The sequence below is a fragment of the Streptomyces sp. NPDC046727 genome (genome assembly GCF_040645635.1).
GTDB lineage: Bacteria > Actinomycetota > Actinomycetes > Streptomycetales > Streptomycetaceae > Streptomyces.
The window spans coordinates 1-15,159 of the sequence record NZ_JBEYYR010000020.1; the positions used below are offsets into that span (position 1 = coordinate 1).

Annotated in this window: 13 protein-coding genes and 1 pseudogene; 6 read left to right on the forward strand and 8 right to left on the reverse strand. The window is 72.7% G+C overall.

Going from position 1 to position 15,159, the window contains the following annotated elements; genetic code table 11:
* Together ABZ937_RS23960 and ABZ937_RS23965 are read left to right on the forward strand one after the other, a co-directional pair.
* A partial coding sequence (locus tag ABZ937_RS23960) for a cbb3-type cytochrome c oxidase subunit I (protein ID WP_361695044.1) occupies positions 1-724 on the forward strand: 724 nt, incomplete at its 5' end.
* Positions 721-1,056: a hypothetical protein gene (locus ABZ937_RS23965; protein WP_361695046.1), complete on the forward strand. Its 336-nt coding sequence runs from the start codon at positions 721-723 to the stop codon at positions 1,054-1,056. The genes ABZ937_RS23960 and ABZ937_RS23965, both read left to right, overlap by 4 nt.
* A gap of 10 nt (positions 1,057-1,066) precedes the next feature.
* On the opposite strand, the gene ABZ937_RS23970 is transcribed toward ABZ937_RS23965, so the two are convergent.
* Positions 1,067-3,028, reverse strand: a complete 1,962-nt coding sequence (locus ABZ937_RS23970; RefSeq protein ID WP_361695048.1) for a ricin-type beta-trefoil lectin domain protein — start codon at positions 3,026-3,028, stop codon at positions 1,067-1,069.
* A gap of 198 nt (positions 3,029-3,226) precedes the next feature.
* On the opposite strand from ABZ937_RS23970, the gene ABZ937_RS23975 reads away from it, so the two are divergent.
* Positions 3,227-4,468, forward strand: a complete 1,242-nt coding sequence (locus tag ABZ937_RS23975; RefSeq protein WP_361695226.1) for a glycosyltransferase — start codon at positions 3,227-3,229, stop codon at positions 4,466-4,468.
* A 17-nt stretch (positions 4,469-4,485) separates the two neighbouring features.
* Positions 4,486-4,755 (forward strand): annotated as a pseudogene (locus tag ABZ937_RS23980) (glycosyltransferase); the annotation flags it as partial.
* Here the strand turns inward: ABZ937_RS23980 and ABZ937_RS23985 are convergent.
* Both ABZ937_RS23985 and ABZ937_RS23990 read right to left on the reverse strand, forming a co-directional pair.
* Positions 4,742-5,767 (reverse strand): alcohol dehydrogenase, encoded by a 1,026-nt coding sequence (locus tag ABZ937_RS23985; RefSeq protein ID WP_361695050.1) that lies wholly within the window; start codon positions 5,765-5,767, stop codon positions 4,742-4,744. The pseudogene ABZ937_RS23980 and the gene ABZ937_RS23985 sit on opposite strands and share 14 nt — an antisense overlap.
* Positions 5,768-5,890: 123 nt before the next feature.
* The gene (locus ABZ937_RS23990) at positions 5,891-6,553 is read right to left on the reverse strand and encodes a TetR/AcrR family transcriptional regulator (protein ID WP_361695052.1); all 663 of its coding nucleotides are present in this window, start codon (positions 6,551-6,553) and stop codon (positions 5,891-5,893) included.
* A gap of 140 nt (positions 6,554-6,693) precedes the next feature.
* On the opposite strand from ABZ937_RS23990, the gene ABZ937_RS23995 reads away from it, so the two are divergent.
* Positions 6,694-7,947, forward strand: a complete 1,254-nt coding sequence (locus tag ABZ937_RS23995) for a YncE family protein (RefSeq protein ID WP_361695054.1) — start codon at positions 6,694-6,696, stop codon at positions 7,945-7,947.
* Positions 7,948-8,005: 58 nt separating this feature from the next.
* On the opposite strand, the gene ABZ937_RS24000 is transcribed toward ABZ937_RS23995, so the two are convergent.
* Positions 8,006-9,862: an endoglycosylceramidase gene (locus tag ABZ937_RS24000; RefSeq protein ID WP_361695056.1), complete on the reverse strand. Its 1,857-nt coding sequence runs from the start codon at positions 9,860-9,862 to the stop codon at positions 8,006-8,008.
* Between the two features lie 82 nt (positions 9,863-9,944).
* Positions 9,945-11,939: a translation factor GTPase family protein gene (locus ABZ937_RS24005; protein ID WP_361695058.1), complete on the reverse strand. Its 1,995-nt coding sequence runs from the start codon at positions 11,937-11,939 to the stop codon at positions 9,945-9,947.
* Between the two features lie 185 nt (positions 11,940-12,124).
* Between ABZ937_RS24005 and ABZ937_RS24010 the strand changes: the two genes are divergently transcribed.
* Entirely contained in the window at positions 12,125-13,231 is a 1,107-nt protein-coding gene (locus ABZ937_RS24010; protein WP_361695060.1) for an XdhC/CoxI family protein, read from the forward strand.
* Between the two features lie 178 nt (positions 13,232-13,409).
* On the opposite strand, the gene ABZ937_RS24015 is transcribed toward ABZ937_RS24010, so the two are convergent.
* From ABZ937_RS24015 to ABZ937_RS24025, 3 genes are all read right to left on the reverse strand, one after another.
* Complete coding sequence (locus ABZ937_RS24015; protein ID WP_361695062.1) at positions 13,410-13,595, reverse strand: hypothetical protein; 186 nt, start codon at positions 13,593-13,595, stop codon at positions 13,410-13,412.
* Positions 13,596-13,923: 328 nt separating this feature from the next.
* The gene (locus tag ABZ937_RS24020; RefSeq protein WP_361695064.1) at positions 13,924-14,514 is read right to left on the reverse strand and encodes a GNAT family N-acetyltransferase; all 591 of its coding nucleotides are present in this window, start codon (positions 14,512-14,514) and stop codon (positions 13,924-13,926) included.
* Positions 14,515-14,536: 22 nt separating this feature from the next.
* A complete protein-coding gene (locus ABZ937_RS24025) occupies positions 14,537-15,040 on the reverse strand; it encodes a metallophosphoesterase (protein WP_361695228.1) in 504 nt (167 codons plus the stop codon).
* Positions 15,041-15,159 lie beyond the last annotated feature (119 nt).

A 15,159-nucleotide genomic window follows, 5' to 3' on the forward strand; every position in this document is an offset into this window, starting at 1 on the left:
CGGCGGTGTGCTGCTGCCGTTCTTCTCCTTCATGACCTTCCTGATCGCCGTACCGACCGGTGTGAAGTTCTTCAACTGGATCGGCACGATGTGGAGGGGAAGTCTGTCCTTCGAGACGCCGATGCTGTGGGTGATGGGCTTCCTCATCACGTTCGTCTTCGGCGGGCTGACGGGCGTCATGCTCGCCTCGCCGCCGATCGACTTGCACGTCTCCGACTCGTACTTCGTGGTGGCGCACTTCCACTACGTGGTCTTCGGTACGGTCGTCTTCGCGATGTTCGCCGGCTTCCACTTCTGGTGGCCGAAGTGGACCGGCAAGATGCTGGACGAGCGCCTCGGCAAGATCACCTTCTGGACGCTGTTCACCGGCTTCCACGGCACCTTCCTGGTCCAGCACTGGCTGGGTGCCCAGGGCATGCAGCGGCGGATCCCCGACTATCTGGCGGCGGAAGGGTTCACGACGCTCAACACGGTCTCTTCGATCTCCTCGTTCCTGCTCGGCGCGTCGATGCTCCCCTTCTTCTACAACGTCTGGAAGACGGCCAGGTACGGCAGGCCGGTCGGCGTGGACGACCCGTGGGGCTACGGCCGCTCGCTGGAGTGGGCGACGTCCTGCCCGCCGCCGCGGCACAACTTCCGTGTCCTGCCGAGGATCCGCAGTGAGTCCCCGGCGTTCGACCTGCACCACCCCGAGGTGCGGGAGCGGGAGTTGACCGCGCGGTGACGGCCCACGACGAGCGGGACCTGGTCCGGCAGATCGAGGGCCATCTGCTGCTGGCCGCGGCACGGGAGGAGGGCCGTACCGCGGCGGCGCGGCTCAGCTCCCGGCTGGGCTGGCTCACCGACACCCAACGGGAGGACGTGGAGGGTCAGTTCGAGGCCGCGTACCTCGTGCTGGCCCGGCTCTCGTGGCAGCGCACGGCCGAGCGCGCCGAGGAGCTGCGGCAGGCGTACGAGTCGCGTTACCGGGCGCTCCGCCGGCGGCTGCTGGCATGCGGTGTGCTGGCGTGCGCGGTGCTGGCGGCGGTCCTGATGGTGGTGTCCGCCACCGCGTAGGGCCGGGCTGTCAGGTCCGGTCCCACTTCTGGTTGGCGCCGCCGTTGCAGGTCCACAGCAGCAGGGGGGTGCCGTTGCCGGTACCGGCGCCGTACGCGTCGAGGCACAGCCCCGCGTGGACGTTGGTGACGGTCCCGTCGGCGCCCAGGGTCCACTTCTGGTTGTCCTGGCCGTTGCAGTCCCAGATGACGACCTTGGTGCCGTTGGTGGTGCCGAGGTTGTAGGCGTCGAGGCACTTGTCGCCGTAGACGACGAGTTCCTTGCGGGCGGTGTACGTCCAGGCCTGGTTGGCGCCGCCGTTGCAGTCCCACAGCTCGGCCTGGGTGCCGTTGGTGATCGTGTTGTCGTAGAGGTCGGCGCAGCGGCCGGACCGGCGGCCGGTGAGCAGGGTGGCGTCGGTGCCGGGCACGGGGCGCACGGTGAGGGTGCCGAGGGCGGGACCGCCGGTGAACACCAGGGAGTTGGCGGAGCCCTTGGTCAGGTGTGCCTGCACCGAGACGGTGCCCTGGGCGGCGCCGGTGGGCGGGAAGGACACGGTGGTCGGGGTCTGGCCGTTCACCTGGAGGGTGCCGGTGACGGCGGTGGAGCCGGTGTTGGTGTAGGTGATGTCGACGACGTCGAGGCCCGTGCGCGCGGCGGTGACGCCGGTGTACCGGCCGGCGGAGACCGCGGTGGCGCTGCCGCTCGCCGCGTCCGTGCCGCTGACCTTGAGCAGGACCGAGCCGCCCGCCGGGACGCCGGTGGTGTACCCGGTGGCGTGGGCGCCGACGTCCTGTCGTGCCCACAGGTCCCGGACGGTGGCCGTGGCGCCGGTCAGGCCGAGGTCGGACCAGCGGACGGTGACGTCCTTCGCGGAGGAGGTGCGGTTGAGGAGGACGACGGCGGTGCCGGAGAGGACCTTGCCGTACACCTGGAGGCCGGTCGTGTCCTCGGCGACCTTCACGCCCTGGAGACCGCGCGGGTCCTGGTCCACGGCGATGACCTCGGGGTTCTTCAGGATGGCGGCCGTCTCACCGGACAGGGTGGTGAGGTCGTTGCCGGCCGGCAGCGGGGCGCCGGAGATCGCCCAGAGGGCCATGTGGGTGCGGTTCTGCGACGCGGTGAGGCCGGGCATGCCGACCATCAGCATGTCGGGGTCGTTGTAGTACCCGGTGTGCTGGGCGGCGGGGTGCAGCGCCTGGTCGAAGTTGGCGAGCATGCTGCTCTGGGAGGGCGTGTCGCCGTAGTAGATGATGTCGGTGCTGGTGCGCCACAGGGGGGCGGGGCCGGGGGCCCAGTTCCAGGGGTTCTGCTTGCCCCAGTTGCAGACGGAGAGGGTGAGCGGGCGGCCGGTGGCGGCAGCGGCCTTGGCGACGGCGGAGCTGATCGCCTTGTACGTCGTCGCCGCGTCCAGTCCTTCGGCGTCGCCGCCGCACCAGTCGACCTTGACGAAGTCGAAGCCCCACCTGGAGAACTGGAGCATGTCCTGCTCGTAGTGGCCCTCGCTGCCGGTGTTCGGGGCGGCGGGGCGGCCGGTGGGGTAGTAGTAGCCGCAGCCGTTCTTGCCGGCGTCGGTGTAGATGCCCGCCTTCAGGCCCTTGCTGTGGATGTAGTTGGCGATGGCGCTCATGCCGCCGGGCCACTCGGCGGTGTCGACGGTGATGTTGCCGGCGCTGTCGCGGGTGCCCTGCCACCAGCCCTCGTCGATGTTGACGTACCGGTAGCCGGCGTCGGGGAGTCCGGCGGCCACGAGGGCGTCGGTCTGCCGCCGGATGACGTTGTGGTCGATCTTGGCGGCGAAGCTGTTCCAGGACGCCCAGCCCATGGGGGCGGCGGGTACCGGTATCTGACGGACGGTCGCCGCCCGGGCCGGAGCCGGCTGGGTGAACAGCAGCGCGGCGGCGGCCGCGAGGGCCGGCACGAGCAGGCGTACGACGACGGCTCCGCACCGCCGTGCGAAGCCCGCGGCGGTCGGACGGAGTGGGGGGTACATCGGCGCCTCCGCACACAGAACAACTGGTCGACATATCGAACGAAGATCGGTGGACCGAACGGCTGCGCGCCGACCGTAGAGCCGCGAGGGGGTGAAGTCAACGGCTGCGGCAGGCGTGAACCAGCCGTGGGGAACGGGCCGTTGAGGTCGTACGGGCCGCCCGGTCCGGCCATACTGGCCGTCGTGCGCGTTGCCATCATGACGGCTGGATCCCGGGGCGATGCCGCCCCCTACACCGGGCTCGGGCACCGTCTCGCCCTGGCCGGCCACGAGGTCACCCTCGTCACCCACGGCCGCTTCGAACCGCTGGTGGCGGGCTCCGGGGTGCGGTTCCACGCACTGCCGGTGGATCCGCGGGCCGAACTGGAGTCACCGCGGGGCCAGGGGCTGCACCGCAGCGCCGGCGGCGCCGGCAAGCTGCTGCGGGTGGTGGACCTGGCGCGGCGCCTGGTCGGAGAGCTGACCGAGGACCTGCTCGGCGCGGCCCGCCGCAGCGACGTCCTGCTGCTGTCCGCCTCCCTGGCCCCGCTCGGGCACACGATCGCCGAGGGACTGCGGCTGCCGAGCCTCGGCGTCTATCTGCAACCCCTCGCGGCCACCCGGGAGTTCGCCCCGCCGGTGCTCGGCGGCGGCACCTGGGGAGGACCGGTCAACCGGCTGGCCGGGCAGGGCGTGAGCCTGGCCGTGGAGCATGTCTTCGCCGGTGCCGTGCCGGCCGTGCGCGAGCGGCTCGGCCTCCCCCGGCAGCGCACCGGTGCCGCGCGGCGGGCGCGGGAGCGGCGCGACTGGCCGGTGCTCCACGGCTTCAGCCCCCTGGTGGTGCCCCGGCCGGGCGACTGGCGGGCGGGCCTGGAGGTGGGCGGCTACTGGTGGCCGTACGACGCCGAGCCGGAACTCCCGCAGGCGGTACGGGAGTTCCTCGACGCCGGTCCGCCGCCGGTGTTCGTCGGGCTGGGCAGCGCCACCGTGCTGGACGCCGGGCGGCTCAGCGCTCAGGTGGTGGCGGCGCTGCGGCGGGCCGGGCTGCGCGGGGTGATCCAGCGCGGCTGGGGCGGGCTCACGGCCGAGGGGGACGACATGCTGGGCATCGGCGAGGTGCCGCACTCGGCGCTCTTCCCTCGGATGGCCGCCGTGGTCCACCACGCGGGCGCGGGCACCACGGCGGCGGGACTGCGTGCCGGGGTGCCAGCGGTGCCGGTCCCGGTCCAGTTCGACGCCGGTTTCTGGTCCGCCCGGCTGGTCGCCCTGGGCGTCGCCCCGGCCGCCGTCCCGCTGCGCCGCCTGACCATGGACACGCTGGCCTCGGCGCTGGTGCGGGCCACCCGGGACACCGCATACCGGGACCACGCGCAGTCCCTGGGCGCCCGCGTCCGCACCGAGGACGGCACCGCCCCGGTACTGGCAGCACTGGAGCGACTGAACCGCGTCAGCCCGTGGTGAGCACCATGCGGAAGCGGGCGGCGGGACTGCGTGCCGACGGTGCCGTCCCGGTCCAGTTCGACGCCGGTTTCTGGTCCGCCCGGCTGGTCGCCCTGGGCGTCGCCCCCACCGCCGTCCCGCTGCGCCGCCTGACCGTGGACACGCTGGCCTCGGCGCTGGTGCGGGCCACCCAGGACACCGCATACCGGGACCACGCGCAGTCCTTGGGCGCCCGCGTCCGCACCGAGGACGGCACCGCCCCGGTACTGGCAGCACTGGAGCGACTGAACCGCGTCAGCCCGTGGTGAGCACCATGCGGAAGCGGGCGGCGCCGGCGAGCATCTTGTCGTACGCCTCTCCGGCCTGCTCCAGCGGCACTGTCTCGGTCATCGGGCGGATGCCGTGCAGGGCGCTGAACGCCATGGCGTCCTCCAGGTCCTGCGAGGTGCCGGAGGCGTGCCCGCGGACGACGCGGCTTCCCATGATCAGCTGGAACGGGCTGACGCCCAGCGGCTCGGCGTCCGCTCCGATGACGACCAGCTCCCCGCGATGGGTCAGGCCGTCCGCGGTGGCCGAGATGGCCTCGGAGTTCCCGGCCGTGGCCAGCACGACCTTGACACCGCCGAGGGACTGCAGGGCCTCGGCGACCGGGGTGCCGGACGTGCTGTCCACGTAGTGGTGGGCGCCGAGCCGCTTGGCGAAGTCGGCCTTCTCCGGCCCCCGGGCGATCGCCACGGTCTCGAAGCCCATCGCGACCGCGTACTGCACCCCGAGATGGCCGAGGCCGCCGATGCCGAGTACCGCGACCCGGTCGCCCGGCTCGGCGGAGCTGCGCCGCAGCCCGTTGTACGTGGTCACGCCCGCGCAGGCCATGGGGCCCGCGTCGCTCGGCGACACCGCGTCGGGAATCCGGGCCAGCGCGTCGACCGGTGCGATCACCGTGTCGGCGAAGCCTCCGTCGTAGGCCCAGCCGGGCACCTTGAGGTCGGAGCACGAGATGAAGTCGCCCTGGCGGCAGGCGGTGCAGTGGCCGCAGCTGCCGCCGAACCAGCCGACCGCCACCCGGTCGCCGGCCCGGTATCCCCACTCCTGCGCGCCCTCGCCCAGCTCGTCCACGCGTCCGGCGATCTCGTGCCCGGGAACCACCGGGAACGTGACCCCCGGCACCCCGCCGTTGACGAAGAGGGCGTCACTGTGGCAGATCCCGCACGCCTCGACGGCGATCCGCACATGCCCGGGTCCCGGCCGCGGCACCTCGCGCTCGACCAGCTCGAACGCGCCACCCGGCGCCGTCACCTGCGCGACTCGATAGGTGCTCATGGGTCTCTCCGGAGTACGGGTACGACGGCCCCCCGCACCAGCAGACCAGTTCCGGCCCGATCCCGCGCGCCGAACCGAGCCGCACCCCGCTGACCTGGGCGGACCACCCCGACCAGGCCCGTGTCACGGGATCTTCGGCCGCCAGTCCTCCGGCCGGAGCATCGCCAGCAGCAGCCGGACCAGTTCGTCCACCACCTCGTCCAGCGTGGCGTCCAGCCAGCCGGCGGTCCAGTCGTGCAGCAGGCCGTTGACGCTGCCGATGAACGCCGTGGCCGCGAGCCGGTAGTCGCGCGGCGCCGCCTCCCCGCGGGTCACGGCCGCGTCCGCCTCGGCGCGGATGAGGTCGACCCAGCGTGCCCGGCGGGCCAGGCGCTGCTCCTCCAGGCGGGGGCTGACGCCGATGATCTCCACGAAGGCGATACGGATGCGGCGCGGGTCGGACGTGACATCGCGGGCGTAGGCGCGGAAGAGCACGGTGGCGCGGTCGGCCAGCGGCAGGCCGTCCGCGTCGGCGAGCGCGTCCACGACGGCCTGCTCGGCCCAGCCGTTGACCTGGAGGTGCAGGGCCGCGAGGACGTCCTCCAGGGTGCGGAACTCCTCGTAGAACTGGCGCGTGGACAGGCCGGCGGCCTGGCTCAGCGCGGCGACCGTCGTCCCCCGGTAGCCGGGGGTGTCGCCGAACAGCCGCAGTGCCGCGTCCAGGAAGCGCCGGCGCCGCTCGGCCTGCCGTTCCTCGGCCGACCGGCCGCCGTAGCGCCCTGTCGGCGCCTTGAGCCTTCCCCCCACGCGTCCCCCTCCCGTCACCCCGCCGATCACCAATCTTGTCGTGCACACATCTTGTCGAGAAGGGCGCCCCCTCCTTACTTTTCAGTAAGTTCACTGTGAATGCGCCCGTGTTCAGATTCCCCCGAGGAAAGAGAGCCGTCATGGCCGCCTCCAGAACCCGGCACCTGTGCTCCGTGGCCGCCGCCCTCGTCCTGACCGTCGCCGGCTCGGCGACCGCCGCCTCCGCAGCGTCCGCCGCCCCCGACGGGCTGCGCGAGGTGCTGTTCGTCGGCAACAACTGGGACGGCACCGCCGATGTCATCCGCTCCTCCGGCGACTTCGCGAAGATCGGCCGGATCGACGTAGTCCCGGACAAGAACGCGCGGATGGCGGAGATCAACGCGGACCCGATCAAGTGGATCTACTTCCAGGCGATCCGCAACAGCGTCGGCGAGGGTCACGACCAGTTCGCCGACGACATGTACACGACCCCGGACGGCACATCGGTGGTGGTGTCCCGGCCGAGTTTCGCCGATGTCGTCTCCATCGACCTGGCCAGCGGGAAGGTCAACTGGCGCTTCCCGGTGTCCGGTTACCGCGCCGACCACATGGCGGTCTCCCCGGACGGCACCCGGGTGGCCGTCTCCGCCTCGACCGCCAACACCGTGCACGTCCTGGACATCGATACCGGTAAGCAGCTGGGGTCGTTCGCGACCGGCGACAAGCCGCACGAGAACATCTTCACCAAGGACGGCAAGTACATCTGGAACATGTCCATCGGCGACGTCAACACCGCGCTGGACGCCCCGGGCTGGGACTGGACCAAGGGCGACCGGCACATCACGGTCGTGGACGCGACGACGTACAAGCAGGTCAAGGTCATCGACATGCGGCAGCGGCTGGACGCGTTCGGGCTGAAGGACTTCTCCGACGCGGTCCGCCCGGCCGTGTTCTCCCCGGACGAGTCCAAGCTGTACTTCCAGGTGTCGTTCTTCAACGGCTTCCTCGAGTACGACATCGCCACCGACAGGATCACCCGGATGAAGACCCTGCCGAAGAACCCGGCGACCAGCGAGGACCGCACCACCTGGGTCAACGACTCGCGTCACCACGGCATCTCGATGAATCCCGAGGGCACCAAGCTGTGCGTCGCGGGCACCATGGACGACTACGCGGCCGTGGTCGACCGTGCCTCGCTCCAGGAGGGCCCGCTGGTCACGACGTCCAAGCCGTACTGGGCCACGGTCAGCGGGGACGGCAAGGACTGCATCGTCTCCGAGAGCGGCGCCGACCAGGTGACGGCGATCGACTTCGCCACCGGCCGGAAGGTGGCGTCGGTCCCGGTCGGCGACCATCCGCAGCGCGTCCGGCTGGGGCATGTGCAGGCCGGCTGGACGGGTCCGGGCGGCAGCTGACGGCCACCGGACCGTGGCCTCCGGGGTGCCCCCACTCACTCCGGAGGCCATGCCGCCGTCAGAAGCGCGCCGCCGCCCACGCGGCCAGCTCGGCCCTCGCGGCGCTCAGCAGGTCCGCCGTGGGCGCCGTGGCGCCGTTGGTGACCAGCGCGTAGTGCAGCGTCCCGGAGTCCGTGTCGGTCAGCAGGAGCCGGCGGCTGCCCGTGCCGCCCGGCTCCGCGGCCACGGCGACCGGGGTGGCCGCGCCGTACACGGGTGGGGCGTGGACCGTGCCGAGGTCGGAGACGACCGTCGTGGCGGCGGTGGGGAAGGACGCCGGCAGATGCAGTTCGGTGGGGGCGGTGCCGTCGCCGGAGCGCCACACGAGCACCCCGTACTGGCCGGAGCCCACCAGCTTCGCCACGTTCGGCAGGGAACCCGGCACCGGGTTCCAGGTGAGGACGGTGGAGCCGTCCCGGGAGCGGTCCTCGTAGGTGAAGGCGAGGGCGGTGCCGGCGGTGGCGCTCGGGTAGACGCGGTCCAGGAGGCGGGCGTCCTGGCGCAGGACGGCGTTCCCGGAGTCGTCGAGCCCTACGGCCGACAGGTCCTCGTCGTTCCAGGCGTCCCCGGAGGTGAGCACCTTGTCGGGGTTGCCGTTCATCAGCTCTTTGTGCCGGCCGTTGTAGAGGTCCCACTGCCACTGGGTGCCGGACAGCACCGGGCCGGAGGATGCCGGGTTCGTCCACCAGCCCGCCCCGCTCCGGCGGGAGTCGAGGGCCTGGTACATGGCCTTCAGGACGGTCGGCGCCTTGTCGGCCACCGTGCCGGCGAGGGGGTGGCCGAACTCGCTGACCACGGCCGCGGTGCCGGCGGCCGAGGCGCGGTCGCGGACGCCGGCGAAGTCGGCGGCGTACTGGCCGTCGGCCGCCTTGCCCCACATCAGGATGCCGGAGATGGCCTTCTGGTCGTAGAAGTGGGTGTTGAGGACGTAGCCCGGGCCGAGCGTGCCGGCGTCCAGCAGACCGCCCTCCTGCTTCTGGGTGGAGATGTTGGCGTTCCAGAAGAGGTTCGGCTCGACGAAGGCGGGCTTGTCCGCCCAGCCGGCGGCGTCCATGCGGGCGCGGAACCTCCCGTAGAACGGCCAGAGCAGATCGCGTTCCCAGGTGCGGGAGGTCTGCCCGGAGTCGTAGCTGCCCGCGTACGGCTCGTTGTACGGGTCGAAGCCCGCGATCCCCGCGAACTCCTCGGCGCTCAGGTGCTGCCGCAGATGGGCCATGGTGGTCTGGGCGGTGGCCAGGAAGGCGTCCTGGAGGCCGTGGGCGTTGTGCCAGAAGTCGTACTGCGCCTTCTGCACGGCCGCGTTCTGGGTGATGTTCTGACCCCAGAAGAGGCAGATGCCGCAGGATTCCTTCGGGTAACTCCCCGCGTCCACGGCCCACTTGGGGGCGCCGTCGCCGGTGTACCAGCTGCCCGTGCCGAACAGGTGGCGGGAGTACAGGTCCTGGTGGAAATCGGGGTAGACGCGGACGCCCGCGTCCAGGAACGCGCGCATCTGCTCGGTTGCGGCGGCCAGATAGGCGGTGTCGACCTGGCCGCGCACGGGCTCGGCGTGCGACCAGGAGAGCAGGAAGCGGACCGCGTTGCCGCCGCCGAGGGCGCGCAGCGCGGTCGCGGACTTCCGGGCGTCGGCGACCGAGGCGAAGGGCAGGCCGCCGTTCTCCTCCAGTTTGGTCTCGCCGGAGACGTTGTAGCCGCGCAGCACGATCTCGCGGCCCTGGCCGTCGGCGAACCGGCCGCCCCGCACGGTGAGCGGGGCGCCGTCGAACCAGAGGGAGTCGGACGGGGTGGCGGCGGTGGCGGGCGGGATGCCCGCCACCGTCAGGGATCCGCAGAGGACGACCAGAGCAGTCAGCAGGCGCACCCGGATTTTCGACATGTTCACCACAGTCCGGCGCCGCCGGGACAGCGTCAATAGCTTCTGACTCATCAGTAAGTTGACTATCAGTCAGCCCGATCGGTCACTCCCTCGTGCGACGGGTCACGTTGAGCAGGTACTCCTTCCGGTTCAGCGGGTTGTGGTCGGTGCGCGGACGCTCCGGGACCGCGCCGCCGGTCACCGGCGCGTAGTGGTCGAAGGCCGTCTCCAGCTCGCCCTCGCCCCGGGTCAGCCCCGGCAGCCGCTGCTCCAGCGCGTGCACCCGGGCGGCCGGCACCGCGCCCTCCAGCACACAGGTCAGGGCGTGCGTGCCGGTGCTCTCCGGTACGGCGCCGAGCCGGGCCAGCACCGGCAGCAGCGCGCCGAGCGTGTCGGCCGGCGCCTCCAGCCGGAAGCGGTGCATCGGCTCGTGCACCAGGGTGCCGGCCCCGCGCAGCGCGTCGATCAGGACCAGCGGGGTCAGGCCCCGGAAGTCGTAGCCGGTGCTCGACATGCTCTTGTCGAAGCCCTGGTGCGCGTGGCTCTGCCGGGGCGAGTAGCCGGAGTGGGTCATGGTGACGGTGCAGTCGGGGACCTGCCAGCCGTGCAGCCCCTGGCCGAGCGTCTCGCGGACCGTGTCCTCGACGGCCTTGAAGAAGGCGTACGGCATCGAGCCCAGCTCCACCTCCAGCCGGAAGTCCACGCCCGAGCCGGGCGGGGCGGGGTCGACGCGCAGGCCGACCGTGGCGAGGAAGGGGTTCGCGTCCTTCTTGTTGAACTCGACGGCGTGCCCGGTGCCGACCGGCCGCTCGATGCACAGGGTCGTCGTCCCACGGAAGCCGACGTCCAGGCCGTACTCGTCGGCGAGGGTGGCCTGGACGACCTCCTTCTGCACCTCGCCGTAGAGGGACACGGAGGTCTCCCCGCGCACGTCGTCGTGGCGCACGCCGATGAGCGGGTCCTGCTCGGCGAGCTGGGTGAGCGCCAGGTGCAGGGCGCGCCGGTCCGTGCCGGGGCCGGGGACGACGACCGTCTCCAGGGTGGGCGGCGCGAAGTGGTGCGCGTACGCCCGTACGGGCTCGCCGAGGGCGTCGCCGATCCGGATGCCGCCGAGGCCCCGCACCTTGACGATCCGGCCCGCGCCGGCGCTGTCCGCCCGGGTGTCCGTGCCCCGCTCGAAGACGGTGAGCCCGGTGACCCGGCCTCCCCCTCCGGGGCCGGTGCCGGTGTCCCGCCGGCCGTCGCCGAAGGGGATCCGGTCGCGGACGCGCAGGGTGCCGGAGAAGAGGCGGGCGTAGGCCACCTTCTCCCCCGCCGGACCCCGCTCGACCTTGAAGACCGTGCCCGACAGGGGGCCGTCCGGGTCGCCGGCGGCGGCGGGCAGCAGCCGCTCCACGCCGCCGATCAGCTCGGGCACACCGGCGCCGGTGATGGCGGAGCCGAAGTACACCGGGTGGACCGACGCGCTCCGGGTCTGGGCGGCCAGGGCGCGGCGCAGCCGGGCCTCGGGCACACCGCCGTCGAGGTAGGCGGCGAGCAGGCTGTCGTCCCGGTCCGCCAGCACCTCCAGCGCGGCCGGGCCGAGGCCGGGGACGAAGCGGGCGGTGCGTGTGCCGAGCCCGCAGGCGGTCCCCATCGGGACGAGCGGTACGGCCAGCCGGTGCGCCATCTGGCGGAGCACGGCCGTGTCCCGGGCGCCGCGCCGGTCGATCTTGTTGACGAAGACCAGGGTGGGGATGCGCAGCCGGCGCAGGGTGCGCATGAGGACGCGGGTCTGCGCCTGGACGCCCTCGACGGCGGAGACGACCAGCACGGCGCCGTCCAGCACGCCGAGCACGCGCTCCACCTCGGCGATGAAGTCCGGGTGACCGGGGGTGTCGATGAGGTTGACGGTGACCCCGTCGAGCGGGAACGACACGACGGCGGACTTGATGGTGATACCGCGCTGCCGCTCCAGCGCGAGGGTGTCGGTGGTGGTGCTGCCGGCGTCGACGCTGCCGATCTCGTCGATCACTCCGGCGCTGTGCAGCAGCCGTTCGGTCAGGCTGGTCTTACCTGCGTCGACGTGCGCGAGGATTCCCAGATTGAGCATAGGCACGAAGCGTCATGTCCTTGAGAGCGGGCGATTCCTTCCGGGCGGGACATGAACGCTGCTCGCATGATCGCTCCTGGGTTCTCTCGGGAACTCGACCGGTGCAGTGCAGCAGAACGGCGACGGCACCCTCAACGGATTAACGTTCAACTGAATGCGCTGTCGGGTCAGCGCGGGCCGAGGAGCGGACGATGCGCGAGATTCTCGGGGTCCTGGACCGGTGGTACGCCGCCCGGCTGCCTTTCGGGCTGGCCACGGTCGTCTCGGTGAGCCACAGCGCGCCCCGCGGGCCCGGCGCCGCGCTGGCGGTCGGCCCGGACGGCGAGGTGGTCGGCAGCGTGTCCGGCGGCTGCGTGGAGGGCGCGGTGTTCGAGCTGGCCCAGGAGGTCGTCGCGACCGGCGTGGCACGGCTGGAGACGTTCGGCTACAGCGACGACGACGCCTTCGCGGTCGGGCTCACCTGCGGCGGTGAGATCACCGTCCTGGTACGGTCGGTGACCCCGGCCCGGGATCCGGTGTTCGGCGCGGTCGCCGCGTCCGTGGCGGGCGGCGAGCCGGTCACCTCGGCCATCGTGGTCGACGGACCGGCGGCGCGCGGTTCGACCCTCGCGGTGTGGCCGGACACGATCGCCGGAAGCCTGGGCACTCGGGGACTCGACGCGGCCGTCGCCGCCGACGCGCGCGGCGAACTCTCCCTCGGCGTGACGGGCCTGAGGCACTACGGCCCGCACGGGGAGCGGCGCCAGGACACCGTCACGGTGTTCCTGCAGTCCTTCGCGCCGCCGCCGCGCATGCTGGTGTTCGGCGCCATCGACTACGCCGCCGCCGTGGCCCGGATCGGGCACTTCCTCGGCTACCGGGTCACCGTGTGCGACGCCCGGCCGGTGTTCGCCACGCCCAGCCGGTTCCCGGAGGGCGTGGAGGTCGTCGTGGACTGGCCGCACCGGTATCTGCGCGGCACACGCACCGACGAGCGGACGGTGATCTGCGTCCTCACCCACGACCCGAAGTTCGACGTGCCGGTGCTGCGGGAGGCACTGCGGCGGCCGGCCGCGTACATCGGCGCGATGGGCAGCCGGCGCACCCACGACGACCGGCTCCGCCGCCTGGTCGAGTCCGGCCTCACCGACCCGGAACTGGTCCGCCTGCGCTCCCCGCTCGGCCTGGACCTCGGCGCCCGTACGCCGGAGGAGGTGGCGGTGTCGGTGGCGGCGGAGATCGTGGCCCTGCGGTGGGGCGGCACCGGGGCACCGCTCAGCACGACGAGCGGGGCGATCCATCCCCGGGGAGTGGTCTGAGCGAAGAGGGACCGGAGGCGTCCGCCCAGCCCGCCTCCGCACGACGGTCGGCGAGGATCTGCTCCAGGCGGCCCAGTGCCACCGTCACCCGGGACGGATCCGCGCAGGACCCCCCAGGCGGGGACCAGGTCCACCGCGGGGTCGGCCACCGCGAGCGTGCCGAAGTCGATGACTCCGCTCAGTGTGCCGTCCCGTTCGCGGAGTCGAGGTCGCCGTGGATCCACACCGGCGGCCGGTCCCAGGGCGGTGCGGCGAGCGCCGCGTCCCAGACCTCCGTGACCAGCCCGGCCCGCTTCAGCGCCTCGATCTCGGGGCGGGCCCGGGCCTCGGCGGCGATGAAGTCCCCGGCGCCGCCGAGCGGCATGCTTCGGCGAGGGAGCCGGCGGTGACCGTCTCGCCGTCCGGCCAACGGGACACCGCCCACGGGTACGGGTACCCCTCCGCCGGCTCTCCCCGGGCGACTTGGCCGGCCCGGTGGGCGTACCCCGGCAGCCGCACGGCGAGTTCACCGCCGAGCCGGAACGTGGCGTTGTCCATGCCGGAGCGCGGCACCGGGCGGACGGGCAGACCGGCCCACCGCGGGAACCGGGCGGCGAGCAGCGTGCGTACGAGGTCGGCGTCGATCAGCACCCCTGCCATCACAGCGAGTCGGGCCGCCCGGTGTCCACGGATCTGTCGCCCCTCCCCGTGTGCTACTCGGGGTCTCCCGCGACGCGCGCGTGCAGGTGCTGGTCGTGCCAGCCGTCGGCGTGCAACAGGGCGCTGCGCTGGGTGCCCTCGAAGGTGAATCCGGCCTTCTGGGCCACCCGGCAGGACGCGGGATTGGCCGTGGAGTGGCACAGCCGCAGGCGGTGCAGGCCCAGGTCGGCGAGGGCCCAGCGGGCGAGCCGCCGGGTCGCGGCGACGGCGACTCCGCCGCCGCGTGCCGCGGGCAGCAGCCAGTAGACGATCTCCGCGCCACCGCCCGCGAGATCGACGTCGTTGAGCCCGATGAGGCCGGCCGCCGGGCCGCCGGGCCGGGCCACGGCCCACACCGCGCCGGTCTCGGCCCGCCACCGCTCGTGCATGCGCGCGATCCGGGCGCGGGCCTCGGCGTGGTCGGCCACGGTGAACAGGTTCCACTGCCGGATCGCGGGGTCCAGCCCGGCGCTGAGCAGGGCATCGGCGTCGCCCGTCCGCCAGGGCCGCAGTTCCAGGCCGCCCGGCAGGTCGAGGACGGGCTGCTCGTGGTCGGCCATGCGACCTGCGGGGACGACGTCGGGTATGCCGGCGCTGGAGATCATTCCGGCATCCTCGCACAGGTGCTCACCCGCGCTGCGGCAACCGGTGCAGCGTCACATCGGTCAGTGCCCCGTCGGCGACGGTCGCCGTGAGGTAGGTGCAGTGGGGCTGGCGGCGGCGGTCGGTCGGGGAACCGGGGTTGAGCAGGCGCAGTCCGCCGGGCGCGGTGGTGTCCCAGGGGATGTGGCTGTGCCCGAAGACCAGCACGTCCAGGTCGGGGAAGCGGGCGGCGCAGCGGGCCTCGCGACCCTGGGCGGGTCCGGTCTCGTGGACGACCGCGAAGCGCAGGCCGCCCAGTCCGGCGTAGGCCACCTCGGGGAGCCGGGCGCGCAGGTCGGGGCCGTCGTTGTTGCCGTACACGCCGATCAGCCGGCGGCTGCGGCTCTCCAGCAGGTCCAGGGTGGCCGTGTCGACCCAGTCCCCGGCGTGGAACACGACGTCCGCGTCCGGGAGTTCGGCGAGCAGCTGCTCCGGGAGCCGCTTGGCGCGCTTGGGCAGGTGCGTGTCGGACATCAGCAGGAGGGAGATCCCCATGGGGCCAGGCTACGCGCAACAACGCGGGCGACGGCGAGGGCGACTGGGTATACTTGCAGGTACGCACCAGGTCGGACGCCAACGTGGCTGGACGACGCCAGTGACACGAGCGG